The sequence below is a fragment of the Portibacter marinus genome (assembly GCF_021533195.1).
Classification (GTDB): Bacteria; Bacteroidota; Bacteroidia; order Chitinophagales; family Saprospiraceae; genus Portibacter; species Portibacter marinus.
The window spans coordinates 103,696-128,471 of record NZ_JAJNKB010000009.1 but is presented as its reverse complement, the minus strand read 5'-3'; the positions used below and the strand labels follow the sequence as shown (position 1 = coordinate 128,471).

Here is a 24,776-nt window from a genome sequence, read left to right as displayed (position 1 = left end):
GTACTTATTAATTAATTTTATAGAAAAATCCCAACTTCACACTGCCATAAAAAGGCTTGACCCCTTCAAAATAATCCTCTAATATACTGGTTTTTGTAGCAAAAGAATTGTTCGCGTAATCAGAACTTAGATAACCTCTTTCCGAATTTTGAGAACCCACTAAAGATAAGACATTATACCACAGATTAAAACCTACTTCAATTCCATAGTTGAAACTGATATCATACATATAAGTCGGAGATAATTGCAAACCAAGATTAAAACTATTTTGGCTTAAACTCAAGTCGTTGTCTTCGTATCTAAAATCGTCATCATCAAATGAGTATTCTTCCAGTCGTTCTTGTCCATTAGGTGAATTTTGGATTTGTTCAATCGTAGGGAAATGTTCACTGTTTGGAATAAAAACACCTTCAGGATTTCCACTGGTGGTTCCTGAAGAGGTGATGCTATAACTTGGAACTACACTGACGTCTAAGAATATTCTAGAGCTAAAGGTTCTGTTGAGTCTTATCGTTGCGCCAATAGGAACATCGACAGTAATGACATTAAAAATTTCTTGAGCATTATTTATGTTGTTAATGGTGACATTACCCTGCAAAACCGAACCATTTTCGATAATGTAAGGGGTAGGCGTGCCACCATTCATAAAAGCCCCTTCAAAATCAGACTGAGATCTTTGCTCGCCAGGTAGACCCGAATTATCGAAATTGCCATATCCGGTTTTCAAGGTATGTTGCTGACCTCCTACGCCGATGTGAAACCAAAATTTTTCTGCCGGATTGAGTGCTTTTCTGAATAATAATTGAAATCCAAGAGTGTTCGCAGCCTTACTCGTCAGCGCGCCAAAGCTTTGTCCTAAACTATTCACAGGTCCTTCTACGTAACTGCCTATTCCATAATGAAAATTACCCGAAAGGTAACCAGCTGTCTTTACCCTTTTAGCAGCCTCTTCTCCGGTGATAGATTGAATCTTTGCATCCTTAACGTCGTAGTCTGGCATGTCAATTTTTACATTGAGTGTATATCTCTTGCCATCTCCAAACTTGACTGGAAAGTTTTGCTTATCTAAACCAACATAAACAATTTTGTCCATGTCAAGGTCTGCGACATAAAAGCCCTCATCTTTCTCTATACTATTTAAATAGACATTCTCGAGTAAAAACTGAACACCTTCCTCTTGCATGTATTGGAAAACATTATTTGCATATACACTATACTCAATGTTGGTAGGTTCCTCTGCTATATCATCATATACACGTGCTGATCCAGAAAACATTCCGATAAATTGGGTGTATTTATTTTCGTCAAATTCTTCGGCATTCTCGTTCCAGAAGCTAGCAATATTATAATATTTGTTTAAAACTTCCTGAACTACATCGATGATTTCGTTCTTCGTTTGCTCATCCACATCTGCTGAAACTGCAGCTCCGTCGGTAATAACATTGATGGTTCTTTGACCAAAAAGTGTGGTATTGAGCAGTGACGCAAGCAGTAGGATGGAAAAAACTTTAAATGTTTTCATCAGTTTTACTTTTTACTCTGAAAGTCAATAGGAAGAATATCTGCTATTTTCGCCATTTGATCTTCAGTTGATATATGAAATATAAAATTTAAGTCATACTCCACGGGTTCATTGTAGTAGATGACTTTGTTTTCTTTGTTAAGTATATAATACACGCCTTTTCGGGCATTAAATTCGTATTTATAAGTTATATCATTCGGTTCTGCATCATCAATATCTTTGAGCATCTCTTCAAGGTTAATCTTGCTGAGCTGCTCCAAAACATCTTCATCGTATTCTACCTTCAGACCCTTTATCCGGTGATAGTAGTAAACCTGATCCGCATAAACATTAGCATACTCCAGTTTTGGATCCCATAGATAATCATTCCAAACTCTTGCGTTATCTATAAATAACTTTTTAAAATCTTCAACATTCCTAGCCGTTACAAATGAAGAGGAGTCTATAAAATCAGAGTAATCCATGTATAATTTAAAGCAATCAGCTATCATTTTCTTATGCTTTAGATAAATACTACTACTTGGTAAAAACTTCGCTTTCGAAATCTTTTGATTTGTTTGCAATGCACTACATGAACAAATCATCAATAATATTAAAACAGTTGTCTCCTTATATAGCACGCTTTGATTATCTGGTTATCGCAGTCTTGATGATTTGCGTATGACCTAATTCATTTTGTACTCTTAAAAAATATATTCCCTTGGGCACATCACTAAAATCTAAATCGGTAATAGATCTGACGTAAGTCTTATCAATTACTTTACTAGATACCCTTTCACCTAACTCTGAAAACAACTCCAGTTTATAAATTCCCTTATAATTGCCTAAAATATCCAACCTCATTCTTCCATCATTGGGATTTGGACTTAAACCCAAAACGAAGTCATCTTGAGTGCCCTCAACCAAACCATTCAAAGTATTCTGATTATAGAAAGTAATACTGTTGCAATTATTGAAGGAGAACTCACAATTTGGAGTATCATATGTCGCACAGAAATAAGCTCTGTCTGTTAATTTTCCTTGTCCAATGGCTTCCGGAGAAAAGAAAAACTTGCTGTTCTGTCCTACTAATTCAACTGAGAAATTGGCAAATCGATCGACAAATCCCCACTGATAACAAGGACCATCAGATGTACTTGCAAATATATCTCCAGGCCAGAGGATAATATCTGCTGCTTCTGGAGCACTTTCAGTACCATCAATGGTGATTGCTACACTATCCCTTGAAGAGCAAAATTTAGTATTACTTATCTTCCGATCTATTTGATAGTACAGTTTGCCAGAAGAACTGGCAGTTGGAAATGTAACATACGCTCTCTCCTTTGATTGGCTCTCGATTACAAATCCACTGCCATCATTGGTCTCCCAGAATAGATTATCCCTATCTTTTAATTTTGCATCTAATGTCACCTTGTACATTCTGTTCTTTTCACCAGCACAGACATCCAGGAGACCACTAATCTTAAACTCATCTTTACTAAACCATCTCACAGGTGTGCCTGCCGATACCGCTTTACATTCTACTTCATTTATCGCAAAATTCTCAATGGTAAATGGTCCCACTACAGCAGAAATGTACAATTGAGAGTCCACTAACTCCTCACTTGGTAGCGTAAAAATCGGATCATAACTGACGTCATAGAAAGCGCCAATTTCATTTTGATCGCTGTTATGTAAAACGTACAAAATGGAATCCGTTGGCCTCTTATCCACTGATGACTTATTATGTAATACTTCTACAATTTCATCCTGACATGCCTCCACTTCTTCAGATTGCATCAAGCCAGCCGCTGCGGTACACTTACATTCGGCCGTCGCAGAACCCTGAAACTCGCCACAGGTAGGTCCACTGTCAATTCTGTAATTAAAAGACTGTAAACTGGGAAGAAATTTGGTGGTTAATATATCTCCGTCAATAATCCCTATTTCGGGTGTAAGTAAAGTATAAATACCGTCCCCTCCTGTGATTTTATAAACACCTCGATACATTTCATTTTTATCATCACATATCGTGTCTATGGCCGTTAGTTTTGGAATGTCCAGGACATTTACAACCAGTGAATCGAGAAGCACCTCATTGGTACAAGTTCCATCTTGCGCTCTTGTAATTTTCAAAACTAAACTTTGATTTACAGGAGCAGAGGTTCTATATACTCCCATATTGTTCCCTGAATTTGGAACATTTAGGGAACCTTGACCTTCAACACTTGCGTTTTCCGCATTAACAAAGCTTATAGCCGTTTCAATCGTTTCACCCCTACATATATTGATGGTATCCTCGACAAAGAAAGCTTCAGGATAATATACTTCCGTTGTTTTCTCTATAATACACGGATCACTATTACAATCGGTCTCGTCTTTGAAAGTATATCTAATGGTATATGTACCCACCTGATCAAAAATAATATTTGCTCTATTTCTTTCATCATTAGTGAAACTGATTTGAAAATCGCCAGGCCCAGCAACCACTTCTATATTTTCAGTAGTCATCAATCCACAACCTGGTTCTTTCAACCCATTCCCCTGAAAACTTCCCGCACGATCTAGACATAGGCGCTCCGGAGCAATAAAACTTACGATCTCACAGGTCTTGCCATATTGACCCACAGACATTAAAACAAGAGTAATAAATATAATTTTAGGCGATAAAAATTTCATATTAATGAATTACTACTTTGTCAATTGAAGATGTTTTTGAAGTCATGTCAACGATTCTCAGGAAATAAATTCCTTTTGGGACATTTCTGACGTCAAATTCTATTTTATTTTTAGATCTATTCACAGCTTCACTTCTATTCATTATAGGATTACCTGTCACGTCTATCAGATCAAATCTAAAATTTCCATTTACCTCGCTAAACAGGCTTATTTCAAATAGTCCGTTATTTGGATTGGGGTGAATTAAATACTGATATGTCTCTTGTTCTTGATAATTAAGTCCTGGAAGCGGTCTATCATTATTAAAAAACACCCTGGTTACACAATCAGGATTATCGCAAAAATAGGTATCAACAAAATAGATGTCATTGCCACTAATGATGTCTGCATCTTTATCTGCGAAGAAATACTTATCTGTGCTTAAAATGGAGGAAAAAGTACCCTGTCTGTACAATCGCCACTCAAAACAAGTTGTGGTCGAATCTGCAGTACTGGCTAATATGTTCCCTGGCCAAAGAATGATTTTACTCAAAGGTGGAGCTCCTGCATCATCTCTTACGTAAAGTGTTATGGTATCTCTGCCTTCACACGAAAAACTATTGCCATCGAATGCGGCACTTTCCCTAACTACGACTTGAAAAGAATCCTGACCATTATCTTCGAAGTAGATATATGCTGTATCTTGCGAGCCATAAGTCTTGACATTGCTATTATCAAGGCCAATGACTGAGAATTCAATATCAGTACCATCTGTGGGGTTGCCGACGAAAACTGCAAAATCATTAGCGTTTTTACATATAGAAGTCACATTTCCGAGTGTCCTTATTTCTGGTGTGGGAACTTTCTCCCATTTAACATTGGTACCTCCTACTACTGAGAAACATTGGCTTCTTCCTTTATTACTTAGAAGCAGAGGGTTACTAAGGTCAAGTACAATTTCACCGGCTTCAAGAGAAGCTTTTTTGACCCCTACAGCTGAAAGTTTATAATTTACACCGGCAACGAATAGTGGAAAATCGCTATCTAAAGTTTGTGTATTTGCTGGCAAAATTCTATGAACAGTACCCAAAGTCTGACCATCTCCTCCACTGAGGTGAAGTGCATAAAAGAAAGTGTCAATTTCGGGGTCGTACTCCGAAGAATCCGTCATTGTAGTAAACACATTAGAGATATCAAACACTGCACCCTCGCAACCTATCAGATCTCTGACTAACCGACTACCCGGCTCAAAGAAACAATCGCATTGTGCCTTAAAAATACTGATTTCGATAGGGTCACAAGTATTACCTTTAGTTAGTGTAAAATCATAAGGGACTCCCGGATCTAAATTATTCAATTGAAAACGATTTCCAGAAGTAATGCCACCCTCTATTCCTGTTGCCGTTAGTGGCGCATTGGGATCGCCTCCAGCGACCTCCACTACATAGGTAAATTTTAGATTCTCGTCACATTCATCGTCTATGACTTCATCTACAATTCTAAATTCGGGTAGAATGTTAATGTCTATTTTTTCATTGTTGACAGGCACTTCGCAAGTACCTATATCTACTGAAATGATTTCTAAAGTTGTGATTCCTGTTCCAGAAGGCGCAAAGTCAAAATTATTATTTTCATAATAGAAAATCTCCCCATTTTCAAACTCCACACCTACCCGATCGTTATCATCAAAGTCCGCAAATTTGATATTTAGTGTTTGCCCACTACAGCCTTGAGAGGGGTTATCTGTGGCAAAACCAATGTCTGGAGGTGGCAGAATGGTTAAGAATCTTGCGGCAGATTTGATGCAACCACATACATTATCGTTGATAGTGTAGGTTATTTCAAACTCTCCTGTCTCCTTAAATATGAAATGATCCGACTGTATTTGAAACTGATTACCTAAAGTCATTTCATTCCCATTCCTGAACACACGATATTCACGACTCGTAATCATACATTCTCCTCCAGCATCCCTATCCACTGCAATAAATGGCACTTCCTGATCAACGCAAGCAATCAATTCATTACCATTTATCGTAAAGTTTTCAATTGCGCATTGGTTGGATGCACCAATATCCAATACATTAGTAAATTGATCAGTACAGCCACAGGAATTTTCAACTGTCAATAGAATATTTTTATTACCCTGGGAATTAAAGGTTGGACTCACACCTTCACAATCACTCTGATTAGGATTTTCATCTATGACCCACTGACAACTGACCAATTGTCCGCACAATGCTTCAGACTGATTAACAATCCTCTGTGGATCACCAACAATCTGAGTAGGCATGTTAAATACGAAATTGGCCTGAGGATTTACATTGACCGTAACTTCTTCTGAATCAGTATTCACACATCCATTATTGTCAGTGACAGTAACACGATATGTTGAAGTTCCAGGGTCTGGACTAAATTTATAGGGATTTGGATTCCCGCCGGTCCAATTATAAGACGTTCCACCAGTGGCTGTAAGCGTAATTTCGTCCCCCTCGCAAATGGTGCCATCGTTATTCGCATTGCCTGAAGATTCAGAAATATTAATATTGACATTGGGCAATGGATTTACGGTTACAGTTTTCGAAGCTACATCCGTACAACCTTTGGTATTAGCGTCTGTAACGGTAACGCTGTATGTTATCGTTGCGCCTGGTGAAACAGTTACTTCCGCACTGTTGCCCAATCCTGCAGACCATTGGTAGGATGTACCACCGTCAGCTTTTAACGTTATTTCTTTACCTATACAAATCTCAGCGTTGTTGGGTGTTATCGTACCAATTACCTCTTGTGGTTCTGTTACAGTCACTGATTCTGTAATACTACAGTTGTTATCATCTGTGATTGTAACCGTGTAATTACCCGCTGAAACGTTTGTTACAGTAGCAGTGTTTTGAGTAATGGGCGATGACCAATCATAGTCATAAGGCGCTGTTCCTCCTTGTACATTGAGCTCTATTCTTCCATCGTTATCACCGTGGCAAGTCACCTCTGTTGCAATAGCAACAGCTTCAATTTCGTCCGGAACAGTGATGGTACGACTAAAAGTACCTATACATCCCTCCCCATCCGTAACCGTTAAATTGTATTCCCCTGGACAAAGATTACTGATATCCGCGATATTAGGTGGATTGCCAGGTCCAGACCATGAGTAGGTGTAAGAGCCATTCCCGCCTGAAACATTAATGTCAATCCTGCCATCACAATCACTACTACAGGTTACTGAAGTTTTTGAAGCCCCGTTATTTAATGATACAGAAATGGCATTTAAGGCAACCACTTGTACAACATCACTTCCCGTACAACCATCGCTATCGGTCACAGTCACCCTATATACATCATCCGTATTACCGGGATTGGGAATGGATATACTAGAACTACTGGCACCGGTGCTCCAATCATAACTTGAAAACCCACCAGGGCTCGTACTCAAACTTCCAGACCCTTCTTCCGCGCAGAAAATCAAATCTCCGACAATATCTACATTGACCTCAGGTAAAACACCTACAACTACATTATTTGCAGTGGCACTACAATCATTATCATCTGTCACCGTGATACTATAAGAACCGTCCTCAAGGTTTATGATATCGAATGTCGAGGAGGAAGTATTAGAAGTTCCATTATCTGGGCCACTCCAACTAATTTGATATGGAGAATCACCATTTGAAATATTACTTACTCTTATGGCGCCATTATCTGCACCTTCACAAGAAGCTCGTAATTGTGATGCACTGAAGGTCAAGGATGGAGGGTTGGCTACATTAACTGATGAGATATCATCTGTGCAGTTTGCCGCATCCGTAACTGTAATTGAATAGGTGCCCGGACTCAAATTATTAATGGTATAGGTGCTCCCCGTTTCATTATTATCGTTTCCAGATTCGGGGCCTGACCATTCAATGTTATATGCTCCTATAAAATTATCCACATCTACTGTTATACTTCCGTTATCACCATTCCTACAGTCTGGAGAAACCGGGATTGCACCTCCAACATCTATGGTACAAACTACACTATTCAAGGTCACATCTTCCACTACGGTGCAACCCGGAGGTGAATCTGAATCGTCCATTACGGTGACAGTATATTCTCCAGCGAGAAGATTATCAATTGTAAAACTGCTTGAATTAGAAGTTCCTCCACTACTAGAGCCCGGCGGATTAGTTCTTGTCCATGACCATGCATAGGTGCTGGTTCCTCCACTGACTGTTACATCTATTTCACCATCTGTTCCTCCAACCGTTGTTGGATCTGTTCCATTTAACGTCATAGTGACCGTTCTACCGTTACCAACATTAAAAGTTCCCGAAGTTTTAGAACACATGGGAGCTGCTATTTGAGTCGCTGTGACATTATAATTACCTGTAGGCAGACCAGTAAAAGTATAAGGACTTTCTTCTGTGACGGTAGTTCCATTACTAAGGTCAAATTTATAATCACCAGATCCACCTGGTATGGTGACCGTAATCGTTCCGTCACTACCTCCTGCACAAGTGGCATTCTCTGTGGTCAAATTGATATCAAAGTCGCCATCCATAATATTCAATGCCGAAGATTCTGCTGAACATACATCATCAGTCACTGAAACAATATAAGCCCCATCCTTACTAGCACTAAAGGAACTTACATCGCCAGGGTTTGACTGACCCGATGGAACTGCCCAAGAATAGGTTACATCACCTTCTTCATTTGAAGGTGTGGCAGTAATTGTGACCGTTCCATTGGGGCAAACACTTGGCGCACTTGAAGATATAGAGACGCTTAGGTCACTAAAATTCAATCTTACCCTCAGAATCTGAACGCAAGTATTTCCATCAAATTCGCTGACATATATAATATCACCGTCTTGCGCTGTATAATTGCTGGGATTATTAATGGTGTCATTTGAATTTAAATTTCCACTACCCGTACATTTATCATAATATCCTGCCGTATTTCCAGGATCGCTCAAGGTGACTTCTGTAAGGTCAAAGACCGCATCATTGTCATTATCATCGTCGCAACCCAATAATGTCTGGTCATCGGAATTAGGACAATCAGTACATTGCGCCTCAAGAAAAAATGGCAAGATCCAGATAATGAGAGCAAGTACAATTCTTATGCATTCCTGAGTAGGCGGTATTATTTTCATTTGGTTCAAACTTTATTGAGGTCAAAATGGGTTACTACTGACCTTCAAACATTGATAGAAAATTTCTACAATGAATTATAAATCTAATATATAACTTTTTAATCTTTTACTTAATACAAAATAGTTTATACACTAATCGATGTCATTATTAACATCTAAGCAAATTTTTCTTTAAATTAAACCTTGGCAATCTTATCTCATCTAGTATAAAGCCTTCGATTCAAATGTTATTTTACCAAGTTAGCAACTAACTAATCGCTCTGTGATTTTTGTAGCAGCATTTTGTATCAATGGTCTTCAAAACATCTGTTTTTTCATCAATATCCGTTAACTTTCAAATGTCCTTTATAAGGAAACTGATCTACCGTAAAACATTATATAATGCGAATGAGCTTACAAATGCAAAGAGAACGTATTTCCAAGTATAAAGCGTAAGTTTTATTACAACTTGCTTCCTCTTCTCCTAATAGAAAAACTTCAAATCGTACAAAATATACTTATCATTATAATTCACACTGACCACATCACTAGGTAAAGGTCTTGGATTACAATTAACGGCATTCTCTAATCTTAATCCACTATCTGGATCGGACGGTTTAATCAATAATGTGTATTTCTCTCCTGGTTCAAGTATGATGGCCAAGTCTGTCAAATAAATATTAGAAGGTCCGGGGTTTACCTGAACGTTTTTTAGAACTCCAGTTTCTTTTTTATCACCCGTAGTTAATATGATGTCTACCGTTCCATTTCGGCTTGCATACACTTTAGCTACATCTAACTCCATGGGTTTCTTTGGGTTGATATTGATAAAAGCTGCACCTTCATACCATTCGGAGGTCGTTTCATCACATTTCTGAGATGATAATAAGCCTACCCTTCCCGGTGTAGTTCCATCGTAATTGTCTAACCAATTCGGTGTGGACACATTTACATTGGTCGGATTTGTTGTAGGTTTAGTATTTTCAACCACTTCTTTTACTGTTGCCTCCGGCTTCTCAGTGATCGTAATCGATTCAGTCGAACATTTGTTAGATAAATCATTGAGGCATAACTTCACCTCGTAAGTGCCTGCTTTATTGAAAACATGGCTTACAGCGCTCTTTCCGGTATTCAGATCCGGCGATCCATCCCCAAATGACCATTTCCTTTTCATGACAGCTGAAGAGGGTTGAGATCTGTCTGATAAATTTACCGCAGTACCTACCACAGCCGTAGAAGGAATTTTAAATTCAACATTTGTAATTTCGGGAGCTTTGGGTGGAGTAGGTTTTGCCTTCTCAACTTCAGCTGTCTCTTTTCTTGCTGGTCTTGGTTTTATGCTAATGGTTTTGCTGATACACTGATTAGAATTATTCAAACAAAGCGTGATGGTCTTATCCCCTGATGAAAAATAAATTTGATTGTATACTCCACCTTTGGTCTTTTGAGTAGTACCATCTCCCATATCCCATTGACGAATATAAATAGCGCTTGATGGTGTGGACAAATCCCTTAGTTCTATTGTATTTCCAACCATTAAATCACCGCTGATTCGAAAATCTACATTGGAAATTTTAGCAGGGGGTGGAGGTGTATTATTTACCTTTGGCTTAGATGGTTCCGACGTAGGTCTTGAGTTTTCATTGCTCGGTGATGATTTAGGCTGAGAAGTATTTGTTTCTGCAAATAAATCTTCTTTTTCAGGTTGTGGATCTACTACGGCAAGATCTTCATTAGCATCAGCCATTTCATTTTCTACAGTTGGAACATTGTTGATCGCAAAATCTTCAGAAACTACTTTAATCAGTTTGGTAGCGTAGCTGACGTCCTCTATATACAGGCTAATTCTATGATAACCGGGTTCTTCAAAGACATGGGTAAATTCAGGAACATGTACTTCCTTGTCATTCTCTGCTTGTTCCCACTCATTCCCGTTTAATTTCCACATCCGCTTACTGGTGCTAGATGATCCTTTCGAGGTGTCCTTAAACTTGACCGGTTCACCTACTGCCACGGTCAATACTTTATTGGGATCATTATTATCTCTTTCGAATTCCTGCTCAGTATAATCCAGGCCAAATTTCTCGAGATCTCTCTCATTTAGCAAGAAGTCTACCTCAATGATGGCTTGATCTCGATTAGGGGTATCTCTCTTGCAAGAAGATATGATTAATATGGTGGTGAAGCAAATGATAAAAAATGACAAATAAGATCTACTCATTGTTGTTCGATTGGTTTTTAAAATATACTCAAAGGCAAGGGTTTGTTATCTACTGCCTATTAATGATGAATGTTTTCACTAAGTAAAAATATAATTTTAAAATGATTTAATCCACTTTTATTTGCTATAAGAGATGATGGATTAAGCAAATTACCGCATATTTATTCCATCAATGTTTCTAGATGACCTATTATTAACATATGGCTTGAGTTTTTTTTGAACTACACTTTAAATTGTTTATTTTAGGTTTGAAAGTGATTTACAAACTAAATGACAACAAATGAAATACTCCTATCCAGATGTTGAACAGTATCTGGTCGACTATCAAATCGATGGAAAAAAAATCAATTGCACGTTTCAAACACCAAACGGGGAAATTTATGAGGCCTCAGGCATGATTTCTGCAAGTAAAACCATTGGTAATGCCGTACAAAATGAAGTAGCAAGGGTAGTAAAAAGAAATGCCAGAAGGCAAACCAATAGATTGATCAGATCTATGTTAGGTGGCACAGCAGGAAGAATTGGGTCTCGTGTTGCTCGATCCGCTATAGGAAACATTGGCAGTTCAAATGAAGAAAATTTCACCACCCAAGACAAGGAAGAAGCCATCGTCAAGGCTTTTGGAAGGGTATCAAGGCATTTTGAAAGCAACAGAAGAGAACGTGTAGTAAAAGAAAGGCCCGAGAGAGGGGAACGAAGAGAAAGAGGAAGAAGCAGAGAAAGAAGCAGCGGTAGAGAAAGGCGAAGTGGACGACGGGGAGATGAAAGGAGCGATTCAGACTATGAGCAACTTATTGCAGAATCACCTGTAGAAAATGGTTACGATCAGGAAATATTATCCAGGTTCTTAGTAGGCATCGCAAGTGCCGACGGAAAGATAACACCGGATGAGAGAGAAATGCTCGCAGATATCATTCCCGCAAGATTTGGTTCAATCCAAGAAATCCAATCCAAAGATCAGGTTTCAAGAATAGAGGCTGAAGAAATAGACGAAAACGTAAAGGAAACCGTTTATTTACTTGGATGGGCTATGGCTTTATCCGATTTCGATGTAGACCCAAGTGAAGTTAGGATACTAAACACATATGGTGAAATATTCGGATTACCAGACCACAGAAAAGAAAAACTGGAAATGTTGGCTAAAAAATACTGCCTTGAACAAACCATTACAGCTGAAACCAGCAGAGAAGATCTATTTGAATTAGCTGATGGTATAAATCTGAGCAGAGACGAGGCTGAAAGATGTCTTATTAATTTTAAGAAAAGACAATATGAATAAATAAAAAAGGGCATTGAATTGCCCTTTTTTATTTTAGCTCTTCTTTAAGATTGCTGCAGCAATGAGAGATATGATCAGACCTGGAAATATTAAACTAATGACCCATCCGAGACCCAATTGAGTCATAGAAAATGGATTGGGCAATTCTTGTTTGCCAACCTCCTCGACCATTTTAGCTTTTTCTGCTTCATCGGCACCTAAAAGTCCACCCATGGTTTCTGCTGTTTTTACGGCTACTTCACGAGTAAATTCAATGGCTTTCTCTCCTAAAGTAGGATCGATAACGTTTGCCAGAATATAAGTGAATAAAGCTCCTAACAGGGTTCCGATAGCAAAAGTAATCATTCCAGCCTTTATACCTTCTGCCATGGAATATCCTGGTTCATCAGCTCTGTCTGCTTTTATTGAGAGTATAATGAACAAAATAGGCAGTCCAAAGGACATTAATAAACTTAAAGTTGGATTAAAAATCAAATTTGTATTTACTAGATATAGTAATAATGTAATACCTGCGCTAACTGCGAAATAATATAAACCATACTTTACCGGCTCCGTCATTTTTCTTGATTTAGATGATTATTTAATCTAATATAAAGGGAATTTCCAGAACGACCGGGGAAATAACATTTAAATTTCGCCGGTATATTCCACGCTCTACTTTCAATCTATGGAGGCCACTTTGCAAACTATCCAGGACCGTAATGCACTTCCATCCTTTTTCACCTAAATTGCCATGCTGAGTCATTAAGCATTCTACATGGTCTGTGATCTCCTGATCATCAATGTAGAATTTACAAAGTGATTCAAAAGCGGCATTAAGCTCCAGCATCTTATCAGCATGATAAGCCCTCTCTATTGATTGATGGTTGTTTTCCAGCACATTATATAAGCTATCCCACTCATAGTTAGACCTTTCGGATCTATTTTCTCTTTTTTCTGATAAAAATGCTACTCTTTCCTGGACGTTTTGCTCACTTAACTGCTGAAATATGCTGTCTTTTATGGTCATGCTTTTAAATCCAGTATACACTCCGACTTTGTTTAAAGGCTGAATATCTTTCACTTGCTTAAAGTAGTATTCATCTGACTTCATATGTGTAACAAAGAATTCAAGAACATTCCCTGATATGCGGTACTTATCTAATGAAATATAATTGACTTTTTGTTTGCCATCAAGCCTTAAGTCATCATACAGATGTGGATTAAGAGCATTGGAATTATATGCCCTTATCTGTAGGCTATTACTTTCAAATGAAGGAAAGTATCCAGCACTCCTGCTAGTTAAATTAGGAAGTAATAAGATAATGACGATACCATACGGAATGCTGAATAAAAAAAGCCGTTTTGTAAATTTATTGTCTAGAAAATTAAGCAGCAGGGGCCTAAAAATAAATGATAACGTGATGGTGCTATAAAAACGGAACACAAAACCATAAACTCGTCCAAACCATTCCTCCTTTATCTTTTTTAAAGGATTTAGAAATATAAAGTCCACGAAAACAATCAAACCTATGATTAAATATGCCATGACGATAAATGTGGCCAAAAGTTCGTCTATTACAGCATACAACAAGATAGGCCAGATCAGAAATAGGCAAGCTGAAATCAATATGAAAAACAGAAGGAAGGTATAGGCAAATATGACACTACAGATTCTTTCAAGATCTTCTATATAATCGTCGAAAGATTGATACTTACGGGTATATAACTTCGTGAAATAATTTGAAAAATTTAATTTTTGGTAGTCAATATCCTCAGACACATATCGAAGACCTATAGCTCCTATCCACAATCCCCTCAGAATAATGTGAATCATAAGGTTAATAAGGAAAATGTACCAACTGCCCTTTAGTAAGAACATGAATATCTCTACGCCAAAAACAGCGGCTCCTCGGAGAAATTGAACCGCAAAATAGCTTTCGAGGCCATCAATGAAAACTTTTGCATTAAATACGCCTAAAAGTGCTAGACCAGATATAAGAAGCTCAAGCTGCCAGCTTTCCTGCTGTAGCGTTTCCAACCATTTTTTAAATACACTCCTCTTGTCGCTCGTTGGCTCACTCATTACTAATGCTCATCCAGACTTTTCCCACAATGAGGACAAATGGCAAAATGTTCGATTTCACTTTCATGCTCGGCAACCACCTCTTCTGCAACATCAGCCGCAATTTCCGCAGCCTTTTCTTCTAATTTACGCTCCTTTTCTTCATTAATGGCCTGCACAAATGAACCCGACAATATGCCCGTAGGAAGTGCAACCAGACCGATGCCTAGTAGAGCAATAATACCAGCCAAAATTTTGCCCATCGCAGTAGTCGGGTAGACATCTCCATAACCAACAGTTGTCAATGTAGCGATTGCCCACCACATTGAGGAGTAAATATTTGGAAATGCTTCAGGTTGTCCCTCATGTTCAACTGTAAATACTAAAGCTGAAGCAAGAACCAATAAGATGGCCGTCATAAATATGGTAATGAATAATTTTTCTTTCTCTTCGCGCATCACATCGCCAATCAATTTCATGCTGCTGTTGTAGCGATTGAGTTTGAAAATTCTCAACAATCTCATTAAACGCAATACTCTGATAAAACGCAAGTCCATTATTTCGAGAAGACCCATAGATGCTGCCGCCAATTCAATGTAGAAAGGCAATATGGCTAGAAGGTCCACAATGGCCATTGGACTAAAAATATACTTCAACACCGCCCTGCCGGGACTTAATTCCGGATAGGCAAGTCTGGCCGTATAAACTCTGGCTAAGTATTCAATGGTGAAAATCACCACCGCAATGACTTCAAACCAAAGAAAAACACCCTCATAATTAATTCTAACCGATTCCTCGGACTCCACAACAACAGCGATAATACTTAAGACAATAAGAATCATTATAAATGTTCCAATCCGATCATTGATTTTCAGATTTGCAGAGTTGTCATCATCAATTAAGCGATAAACTTGTCTTCGTAGTCTCATTGTTAGCTTCTTTTTTCTTTGTATTGCATTCGGGATATGCTATATCTTCCCAATTGAATGATATCATCTCCCTGAAGTGCTGTCTTCTGATTTTCCGGCACAATTACCCCGTTGACCATCGTTTCAAATAATGGAATGATGTGAACTGACCCACCCTGATATACGAGTTTAGCATGGCGATCATCTACATATTCATCTTCCCATTTGACAAAAACATAACATTTTGAAGACCGGCCAATATAGATTTCCATACCCTTCTTCAACCACTTACTAATGGGCTTTTTCATTCCTGTATACTCCTTAGGAGAAAGGTAGATAAGTTCAAAATCCTCTAAATTAGATAGTACGGTCACGATTAAGGCTCCAAGTACTCCGCCCAAAACAATAAAACTGATCAATTTGGCCAATACATCATCAGGTGCTATTGCACTTAGGCCGAAATAGATTAAATAACAAACGAGAGATGAAATTACACCACCAAAAATTCCTTTCTTTAATTCTACAGTTGAATTAATGGAAAGGATGGCTCCGAAGGCCACTCCAAATACTGCCCAAATAACAATACCTGCTAAGAATGGATTATCCAACACTAAATACTGGAAAATATAGCCGGTAAAAAAAACTATGAACGAAATCAAAACACCTAAGATTCCACGAACGAATACCCTCCAAAAAGAAAATTTCCTGGAATGCCCTCTTTCTTCGACCCATGCAATCGCTATAATCAAACAAGCTCCTAAAAATAAACCGATCAAAGTCTGATCGACCATTTCAGGAATATTCTTCAAAAAAGACTCACCACCTCGTAATTCCAAAAGACTGGCCCTGATGCGTTCACCATTGAATAAATTAAATGCACTTTGGTAGAGTCCCTCTATGTTTATCATTTGCATAATAGCATAAAGAACCCACGCTGCAAATCCTCCTGTGGCACCAAACCAAAGCCAATTCAACACTCTAAAAACTCCTTGCTGAGAGAAAAAATTTCCCTGCATATCTTCTCCTCCAGATCCATTACATGGGTCTGCGAATTCCATACAATTAGGATAATTTGGGCAATGACCCAGTGCCTCCCAAGTTGCCAGTGAGGTCATTTGCTTACATTTGACCACTACATTATCTCCTTCTTCAAAAGCATCTTGCGTGATGGGGTCTCTCCTTATCTTGTTCTTTTCAGGTACATAGGGAATAACATATTTACTTTTAAATTCTCTCTTTTTCAGCCATGGGACCAGATACATCAATAGTGCCAATAATCCGCCAATTAATAAGGTCCCGATCAGAATATGGATCAACCAAAAAGAGGTAGTATAGGTACTTTGGCTGATTCCTAAGTTTATAGGCTCTATGAATGAACCTCCTTTGTAGTCATAGGAGGCGATCATCGCAGATGGCAATCCTTTCGCTACCCAATTTAGCATTAACCGTCTGTTTTCTCCTTTAAAGGTCTGAACTTCAGGTGAAGGAATCAGCTGAACTCTATAGGTTACAGAATATTGTGCTATGACGGATAGGAAAATGTTTAATAAATCATCGGGATTATTGGAGTAAATATATCTATCCTTGGTATTCTTTGTCAGGTCGGGAAGCTTTTTCAAAAAAGTAGTATCTGCACCACTCCCCAGACCAATAGGGTAAAATGCAATATTGTGCGTACTATCTTCTTTCAATATAGTATTAAAAACATCCTCCTGTGTAGGTGGCGTCACATTGTTTTCTCTGTAGAAAGAATTCAGTTGTAGATCGTTTTCTCCATCTGACAGTAGCAAGATGATTTTATTCCCTTTAAAATCCTGCAATTGTTCTGTTTTTCGAATAACTGCCCTATACAGATCTGTACCCTTACCTTGTCCAGGCAAAGGTACAGGGTATCTGGCCAACTGAGCCTCAATATTACTTTTATTGACTTCTACATTTGAAAATATATCATCGTGAAATGCGGTTAGATAAAACTTGGAACCCGGGGGTAAAGTGATGCTCTGAATGGTGTTAAAGATAGCTCTTTTTGCTTTGATCAGACGATCTTCTGTCCGCATACTTCCGCTCCAATCAAGCACGAATAGAATGCTATATATCTCTTGGTTTTGAGCACCTACTTCTTCAAAATTATAGAAGCTCATGGGGTACACCTCACCACCGATCTGTTCAGTAAATTTTGCTGTTTGATGCGTGAATTTAGCATTGCCAATTTTAGGTGCTAGTACCGTAGCATTCACTGTATTGGTTTCCTCGCTTATATTGACAGACAATATCTGAAGATGCTCCAGGGTTTGATCTGCATCCTGCGAAAATCCTTTTGAAAATACAGTGAGAATTATGGCAAGAAGTATTAAGTTTTTTCGCATCATTAAGTCAGTGTAATCTACTTTTCTAAATCTTTTCAATTTTTTTCCAACTAAACCATTTTGCTCCCTTTCTTCGATGTTCTACGTTGTTAATAGTTCCATCCATTTTTCTTGTGAAAAAAGCTGTATCTAGTGTTTCCGTCAAACTATCTATCTCCATTGCTATCTGAAACTTCTGAGGAAAGTGACGTTGTACAGATAGGTCAGAGTTAGATAGAAATAAACCATGGCCCGGATGAGTATGAAACCACCCAATAACATCTTTATCAGGATGTGTATCCTGAGCATCTCCTAATTCTTGTACTAAAGTGGCAGTTCCGATCTCTATCTTAAAGACATCATGGTATTCAGGAACAAATGGTACAAATTCGTCCATGGTAACCCTAATTTCTCCGGCATCATTTTGTTGGTGATATCCCATTAGAAATCCTCCTACTTCAGGAATCGCACCTTCCATCTCAGCAATGGCCTTATCTAGATTTTCTTCTTTCAAGAACTTACCGAGGTCTTTTATACAGTCTTTGCTTAAATAAAGCTCTTTAATGGCAGAGTCATTCCAAAGTTCTGTAAGGTCCAGAAAAGCATAGCGATCGCCCTCCAACATTTCTCTGAATTCATCTCCGGTTAATCGACCACCTTTCACTTCCCTTCGCGTAATTTTCATTTTTCCTGAAGATTTATATTCACCTGTACCACCATTGGCAGGCACAAACTTTTTGACTGGCTTAGTAATGGTAATCTTCTTCGGAGATCCTTTTGCATTAGCTACCGGAGTGATTTTATCTTGATGAATACCAGATTCCTTCATTGCTTCCAGTTTCTGAGTTTCCTGAAAAACCTTCGCCTTTTGCAAATATTCTTGTCTGGTCTGCTTTTGCTTCTTGCTGCGAATAATCATAAAGGCACCTCCTAATAACACTCCTGCCAGTAATAAGCCGATTAATAATCCAGGAGATATTTTACTAGGAGACACGTTCAGGTCTATGGGGAAAGAAGACAAAGATTGAGTTGTTTTATCTCTGATAATAACCGTACCATAGTCCCCCGCCATGCCTGATTTATTCAGCATTTTCTGCGTAATTACTATGGTATTAGCCCGATTAGGCTTAAGGTTTTCAAATCGTCCTTCTGGCGTTGAAACTTCTTCATCTTTCTTTAAAAATTCAACAGTAAAAGGTGAAACACCTCCATCTAAAACAAAATTAAAGGCACCACCTGTTCTATTAAAATCTGCACTGAATCTATTATCTAGCGTGAAAATAAGCTCTTCCCCACTACTTTTTTCTTTCACCGTAATGGTATAAACATTACTGCCACTAACCTTCAGATCAAATATATTTCCTCCAGTATCAAATATCTCTATTGCATCCGGATCTGAAATTTTAATGTCCACTTCTTCCAGATGAGATAAGTCCATACTATAGACGTTGTCCACCAGTTTTGTAATGGTGTTAATGGCTTTACGGTTTTCGGTTTCAGAAGTAATTAAAACATCTGCTTCCATCCCTAACTTAGCCCTAGCAGCTTCTGCATACTTGGAGTTTGGATATTGATCAAGGAAGGCTGTAAATTGGTCTTCGTCGTCAGAATCACTGATTCTGGCCCACATTTCTTCATCTTCTCCAGACTCGTTCGTTTTCTCTATTCGCAGTAACGCTCTTTCGGCTATAGCTATGAGATTCTCTTCTAAAGCGATCTGATTATTTTGGTACTTATTGATAAATTTCTGAACATCAGAAGCATTAGTTTTATCTGTATCACTCCATTCTTTTTTCAAGTCTGCAATATTTCCTAACGGAGTTGAATTTTTTGCTGTACCTGAAAGGCCCTCTACTGAAAACGACTGGACATATTGACCAGAAATCTGATTGGTGGAAAACGGAATTTTTAACGAATACTTTCCATTAGCAAGTACTTTAAATCTGATTTCAGCTTGCGAACCTTCCACTGGCCCAATTTCATATTGAGATGGAGAGGAAGCAATTTGCAAGTTAGTAGGATCATTGATGACAATATCAGATCTTCTGATCTTGATACTTTCATTGATATTCTTATCTTCAAACCATCTCAAGTCTTTCAGTCTGAGAATCAGTTCTACCTCCTTCCCATTGGCCTCTACAGTAGGTGAATTACCCCTAAGCTTTTCCTCAGAAGATCCAATCTTATGGTATAGTTGAGTCTTGAATCTTCCTGCAGATTCATCCGACTTGTCCATAATACGAACTTGATCTTGCCCTGAAAGTATAGAACTCAGAATTAAAAAAGACGCAATAAAGCTGATTGCCTTTCTAGTTTTCATCAATTGGATAATTTGGACTTTGGAAATACAAAGATTATTTATTTTTCTTTTGTATCACTATCTTCTTCTTACCTGCGGCTTTTTTTGCAACAATATTTATTTTCATTTTACCCGGAACTGATGTAGTTTCACTTTCTTTGGGCTTGGTTCTGACTGGAGTCTCACTAATATTCGTTTCAACAACTCTGGGCTCTTGCTTTTTAGGTTCTTCCTTTGGCAATTCGTCTGCAGCCGCGTCATCTTTAGCTGGCTTTCTATCTTTCGAAGTATCTATATTAATAAGGGGTGTTTCATCCACCGCTAAATCTTGATACTTATTTACAATTCCATTGGGTTCAGCATACTCCATCACCCAACGTGCAGCCTTAATGTCTTCAGGAAAAGGTGGAGTGTTTTCGGCATGATACTGCTTAAATTGCAGGATTTCGCCTATTCTGATGACCAATAAATAAAGATCATAGCCTAATCCAAATCCCTTTGTATTACCACAGATTCTGCCCTTATACTTACCCTCCGATTTAATATTGGGATGCCACAAATCTGTTTGCATGTAAAGCTCAGGGGGTTCAATAGGATACTTAGGTGGAAAGGTCACCTTTGCAATATGATGCTTTCCGTATACTGGTGACTTATCCGCTTTAGTTCCTACAATACTTTTTATATAAAAGTGAAAATGATATTCACAAGGAATTTTCATAGCTCCTCTCGTATTGACTACTTCCCATTTGATGACATCACTATCAATTTCAAAGAGAGATAAATGGTCTTTTGCTAGTCTCTTGTAGAATGGGTTTTTCTTAAAGAAATCAGACTTGAAGTCGTATGTTGGTTTACTGGACATAACCTTAAATTATTGTAAAAAAAGTTTCAAAGCAATAGCAGAGTATACTTGGGTACTATTTTATCCCGGTACAAGTCTGGGAGCTAAATATAGCGTATCCCCCTCCTGTATCTGAAGATCGAACAGCGTTTTACTGTCCCCTATAGAAACATTTTTTCTCTTAAAAATCAGGTCATATACATAAGGGTTTCCTTCAGGATCAACCCTCGGTGCAACTTCTGCTGCCAACAATTCTTCTTTGATCTCTTTTCCAGTGGAATAGATCGGTAATTCCACTTCTAATTCATCCCCGCTAGGCATGACCCTAACGACAATACCCATTACTTCCGAGTTAGACATAATTATATTGGTTTTGTATGCTTAAATATGGTTTTCAATAAATATATTACTTAAATTCTAAAAAGGATTCATCTCCTGTCAATTCCACAAAATAAATATCCTTACTTGTTTCCACTGTTAATATATGCAAAGGAGGCACACCCACTTCTCTTAATGTAAGGCTTAAATCAGGAAAATCCCTATTGATCTGATCTGCATATTTTGTGATCCCAATGGGCTCTCCCGGCTCCTTTTGATATTTAGTCTGCTTTTGCTCTGAAAAATGTGGCTCAGGGATGATAATATCATGAGACACTTCTGTATTCATGGATGCAATCTCGAGTATGATTTTATAATTGAGTTGAATGCTTATATAATCATCTTCAAAATGGTTTTCAAGCCATGAAAGACAATCCTCGATGGTCATGGCACAACTTAACCCCTTTGCCTTCACTAATTCGTCCTCCTTAATTTCGTAGTGACTATCACATTCATCTCTCACAGGCTCTGACTGAAACTGAATGATCCAATTATTCATGCCATCATATTTGAATTGCTCTCCTGCCATAGATTGCTTTTCATTACCGTGAATGACTTTAATGGCTTCTTGAACTTGCATAGCTGCAATAATTGATGACGAAATAGGTGTGGTGGGCACCCTTCCCTGCGTTGAATTTCTTTGCGCAATATCAGCACATCCCATCTTAAATCTAATGTTTTCCCAGTCGGTATTGGTTAGTGCACATTCGTAACAACTCTTTCCATTTTTGTATACATTGAGTTGCCCTGAAAGATTTTCAATCGCTCCGTCTATCCATACTTTTCCTACCTTAAAGGCATATCGATTAATGAATAGCCTTGCAATTCTATTGTCGAGACAACCTATAATGACATCCATTCTTCGCATCACTCCAAGACCCACATCAATCATGATATCTCCGTTGACAGTCTGGACTTTGACATTTGGATTAATCTCCTTTATACGTTCTCCCGCAATTTCACATTTAAACTTATTCTTCTTAATATCTTCTGTCCTAAAAAGTACAGATCTACATAAATTCGCGAATTCTATGGTGTCGAAGTCTACAATAAAAATAGAACCGACATTCATAAGAGCCAGATTCTTTAGTACTTCATTTCCTAAAGCACCTGCTCCTACTACCATTACCTGTGCTTTTTTAACTCTTTCTGCATCCCACCACGACATTAACCTAAAAGTGTCATCCCAATGTTCTTTAGCACCTCCGGTATTCTCTATTTTTAATTTTTGGGACTTCTTCGGTTCTTCTCCCATTTTCTATTGGTTTTACTTTTTTATTTTAAAGTGATTAGGGCACCCTAAACTAGCAATTTTTCTCAACTTCTACTTTTTCTTGATTACTATTTTCTTTTTGCCAGAGGCGTCATCTCCCTTTTCTTTAAAAACAATTTTTTTACTGGATGATCCAGTTGGTTTAATGATCTTTTTCTTTGTGATGATTTGCTCTTCGGTGGACTCAACGGCTAACTTTTCCTCATCTTTCTTTAGTGTCAATTTTTTAGCCGGACTACCCATAGATTTATTATCACGTGTAGTGTTCAAGCCAGCAGGTCTGCTGACAGGTCCATATTGACTTTCGAGCTTTTCAATAAAATCAATGGCCAAATCGTACTGTTTGTGATATAGTTTTGCCCAAGATTCCGAAGGCTGAAAGTCATCATACCAGATTTTTACCTTTTCATACTGCTCCTTGCTGAAAACCGAATCAATATCAATACCTTCTATGTAATGAAGAATGGATGCATCTGCCATTAATTTATAATTCTCTATGGCCTCCTCTTCGACTTCTATAAACTTAATTGATTTGGACCAGTCTGAGATAGCATTGATATCGTTTACACTAACCTGTTTCCTTTCAATAGACAATACTGAAGGTATTTCATTTACCAACTTTATAATTTCATTTTCTGAAACATTAACAATTCCTGCCATTTCTTCAAGATCTTTGCTCACAGCGTCCACCCCGTTGTTCTGTGTTCGCTTTAGTAGGGTCTGCAAAATCCTGGTCGCAATTTCCTTCTTTTTTCCTGATAGATTTTCATAAGCATCTGAAACCGATCCTGAGACGATGTTTCCAGAAGCCATCGGATTAAAATCGACTTCCGTATCTCCCTTAATTTTTATTTTTGAATTACTGCTCTTTCTACTTGTGGTACTTGAGAGTTTTTGTCTTTGACCCGTCGCCTTTAAAAAGTGGTTGACGTCAATGAATTTGTCTTTATGATTCTTTTTCCATTCAAACCAGGTTTTGGACATATAAACCTGTAGTTTTCTTAATTGGTCTGAATCCGAAATGAGTTCTTCTATTAATTGAAGACTTAATTGCTCTTCCACCTCAGACTTTTCAATTTTTGCGGGAATTTCAATGGCATCTTTTAAGCCCATCTGATCTAAAAGTCGAAGTTGGTAATTACCCTTCATGATGCTCTTGTACAATTCCTCATAATCTTTGAGCTCACGATGCGATAAATCCTCAATATTCATGGAAACGATGCAATAGAAACCAAGATCAGTGGTTTTGATAGCCTTTGTGATGAGACTAATGAATTGATCTCTTCTTTTTAGATTTGATTTTCGGGTAAATAAGTCTGCAAAGTCATCAACAACGATCAGTAGGTTATAAGTTTGATCCCCGATTATATCTTCAGCAACCCTGACTAATCCATAGTCATTTTTCTCTAGCTTTCTAAGCACCTCTTCTTCCATACTGGGCTTTATCTTTTCGCTTAGAAAAGATTTAGGGTTCACGATCGCCCTGGCCATACTTAAAACCGGATCCGATTCTGGGGTAAAATATACACTTTTCCACCTCGGGCCATTGATGCCATTGAAAAGGTTTTTATCGAAATTGGCCATGACCCCAGCCCTTAAAAAACTTGTTTTACCTGACTTACCCGCTCCCAATAAAGCCACCAACCTGTTCTGCCTCAATCTGAGTTTGATGTTGGAAATATCCTGATCTCTTCCATGAAATAGAGAGGACTCGTCGACATCATAAGCACGATGAATACCGTCATGAAATCCCGGATAGGGATTTTTTATTTTCAACATAATAATTTGGGTCTTCTAGTTCTAAACCACGGATTGCAATGGCCTAGATAAGTTAAATTTATAGTAAAAATTCATCATTTACAAATACGTGACTTGCATCTTCTCTAAATAATCACATATCTTTATTGAAATCTTAGTCG

At 38.0% G+C, this 24,776-nt stretch carries 15 protein-coding genes; 1 reads left to right on the top strand and 14 read right to left on the bottom strand.

Translation table 11 applies throughout. The features are described from left to right. Window positions 1–7: 7 nt before the first annotated feature. The 5 genes from L2567_RS17620 to L2567_RS17600 all read right to left on the bottom strand — a co-directional run bounded on the left by L2567_RS17620 (window position 8) and on the right by L2567_RS17600 (window position 11,490). Entirely contained in the window at window positions 8–1,522 is a 1,515-nt protein-coding gene (locus L2567_RS17620; protein ID WP_235299137.1) for a hypothetical protein, read from the bottom strand. Between the two features lie 5 nt (window positions 1,523–1,527). Then, window positions 1,528–2,013 (bottom strand): hypothetical protein, encoded by a 486-nt coding sequence (locus L2567_RS17615; protein ID WP_235299136.1) that lies wholly within the window; start codon window positions 2,011–2,013, stop codon window positions 1,528–1,530. Between the two features lie 136 nt (window positions 2,014–2,149). Then, a complete protein-coding gene (locus tag L2567_RS17610) occupies window positions 2,150–4,180 on the bottom strand; it encodes a T9SS type A sorting domain-containing protein (protein WP_235299135.1) in 2,031 nt (676 codons plus the stop codon). Window position 4,181: 1 nt separating this feature from the next. Then, complete coding sequence (locus tag L2567_RS17605) at window positions 4,182–9,290, bottom strand: T9SS type A sorting domain-containing protein (RefSeq protein ID WP_235299134.1); 5,109 nt, start codon at window positions 9,288–9,290, stop codon at window positions 4,182–4,184. Window positions 9,291–9,753: 463 nt separating this feature from the next. Continuing rightward, on the bottom strand, window positions 9,754–11,490 hold the full coding sequence (locus tag L2567_RS17600) for a PKD domain-containing protein (protein ID WP_235299133.1): 1,737 nt from the start codon (window positions 11,488–11,490) through the stop codon (window positions 9,754–9,756). 280 nt (window positions 11,491–11,770) lie between these two features. Here L2567_RS17600 and L2567_RS17595 point away from each other — a divergent pair, with 280 nt between their 5' ends. Next, window positions 11,771–12,769, top strand: coding sequence for a tellurite resistance TerB family protein (locus L2567_RS17595; RefSeq protein WP_235299132.1), 999 nt, complete (start codon window positions 11,771–11,773; stop codon window positions 12,767–12,769). Window positions 12,770–12,802: 33 nt separating this feature from the next. On the opposite strand, the gene L2567_RS17590 is transcribed toward L2567_RS17595, so the two are convergent. The 9 genes from L2567_RS17590 to L2567_RS17550 form a co-directional block, all read right to left on the bottom strand. Beyond that, window positions 12,803–13,327 carry a DUF4199 domain-containing protein gene (locus tag L2567_RS17590; RefSeq protein WP_235299131.1) on the bottom strand — a complete coding sequence of 175 codons (525 nt, stop codon included), beginning with the start codon at window positions 13,325–13,327 and terminating at the stop codon, window positions 12,803–12,805. A 22-nt stretch (window positions 13,328–13,349) separates the two neighbouring features. Continuing rightward, window positions 13,350–14,834, bottom strand: coding sequence for a hypothetical protein (locus L2567_RS17585; RefSeq protein WP_235299130.1), 1,485 nt, complete (start codon window positions 14,832–14,834; stop codon window positions 13,350–13,352). Window positions 14,835–14,836: 2 nt separating this feature from the next. After that, entirely contained in the window at window positions 14,837–15,742 is a 906-nt protein-coding gene (locus tag L2567_RS17580) for an ion transporter (protein WP_235299129.1), read from the bottom strand. Between the two features lie 2 nt (window positions 15,743–15,744). Next, window positions 15,745–18,126, bottom strand: coding sequence for an FHA domain-containing protein (locus L2567_RS17575; RefSeq protein ID WP_235299128.1), 2,382 nt, complete (start codon window positions 18,124–18,126; stop codon window positions 15,745–15,747). After that, complete coding sequence (locus L2567_RS17570) at window positions 18,113–20,386, bottom strand: MPN domain-containing protein (protein WP_235299127.1); 2,274 nt, start codon at window positions 20,384–20,386, stop codon at window positions 18,113–18,115. Before L2567_RS17570 ends, L2567_RS17575 begins: the two co-directional genes overlap by 14 nt. Window positions 20,387–20,420: 34 nt before the next feature. Then, complete coding sequence (locus L2567_RS17565; RefSeq protein ID WP_235299126.1) at window positions 20,421–21,227, bottom strand: ubiquitin-conjugating enzyme E2; 807 nt, start codon at window positions 21,225–21,227, stop codon at window positions 20,421–20,423. Window positions 21,228–21,287: 60 nt separating this feature from the next. After that, a complete protein-coding gene (locus tag L2567_RS17560; protein WP_235299125.1) occupies window positions 21,288–21,566 on the bottom strand; it encodes an EsaB/YukD family protein in 279 nt (92 codons plus the stop codon). Window positions 21,567–21,612: 46 nt separating this feature from the next. Next, window positions 21,613–22,839, bottom strand: coding sequence for a HesA/MoeB/ThiF family protein (locus L2567_RS17555; RefSeq protein WP_235299124.1), 1,227 nt, complete (start codon window positions 22,837–22,839; stop codon window positions 21,613–21,615). A 69-nt stretch (window positions 22,840–22,908) separates the two neighbouring features. After that, a complete protein-coding gene (locus tag L2567_RS17550) occupies window positions 22,909–24,636 on the bottom strand; it encodes an nSTAND1 domain-containing NTPase (protein ID WP_235299123.1) in 1,728 nt (575 codons plus the stop codon). Between the last annotated feature and the right edge of the window lie 140 nt (window positions 24,637–24,776).

Coding starts and splice junctions, on each gene's coding strand:
- L2567_RS17620 (WP_235299137.1), bottom strand. CDS start 1,522: ATGAAAACATTTAAAGTTTTTTCCATCCTACTGCTTGCGTCACTGCTC.
- L2567_RS17615 (WP_235299136.1), bottom strand. CDS start 2,013: ATGATAGCTGATTGCTTTAAATTATACATGGATTACTCTGATTTTATA.
- L2567_RS17610 (WP_235299135.1), bottom strand. CDS start 4,180: ATGAAATTTTTATCGCCTAAAATTATATTTATTACTCTTGTTTTAATG.
- L2567_RS17605 (WP_235299134.1), bottom strand. CDS start 9,290: ATGAAAATAATACCGCCTACTCAGGAATGCATAAGAATTGTACTTGCT.
- L2567_RS17600 (WP_235299133.1), bottom strand. CDS start 11,490: ATGAGTAGATCTTATTTGTCATTTTTTATCATTTGCTTCACCACCATA.
- L2567_RS17595 (WP_235299132.1), top strand. CDS start 11,771: ATGAAATACTCCTATCCAGATGTTGAACAGTATCTGGTCGACTATCAA.
- L2567_RS17590 (WP_235299131.1), bottom strand. CDS start 13,327: ATGACGGAGCCGGTAAAGTATGGTTTATATTATTTCGCAGTTAGCGCA.
- L2567_RS17585 (WP_235299130.1), bottom strand. CDS start 14,834: ATGAGTGAGCCAACGAGCGACAAGAGGAGTGTATTTAAAAAATGGTTG.
- L2567_RS17580 (WP_235299129.1), bottom strand. CDS start 15,742: ATGAGACTACGAAGACAAGTTTATCGCTTAATTGATGATGACAACTCT.
- L2567_RS17570 (WP_235299127.1), bottom strand. CDS start 20,386: ATGAAAACTAGAAAGGCAATCAGCTTTATTGCGTCTTTTTTAATTCTG.
- L2567_RS17565 (WP_235299126.1), bottom strand. CDS start 21,227: ATGTCCAGTAAACCAACATACGACTTCAAGTCTGATTTCTTTAAGAAA.
- L2567_RS17560 (WP_235299125.1), bottom strand. CDS start 21,566: ATGTCTAACTCGGAAGTAATGGGTATTGTCGTTAGGGTCATGCCTAGC.
- L2567_RS17555 (WP_235299124.1), bottom strand. CDS start 22,839: ATGGGAGAAGAACCGAAGAAGTCCCAAAAATTAAAAATAGAGAATACC.
- L2567_RS17550 (WP_235299123.1), bottom strand. CDS start 24,636: ATGTTGAAAATAAAAAATCCCTATCCGGGATTTCATGACGGTATTCAT.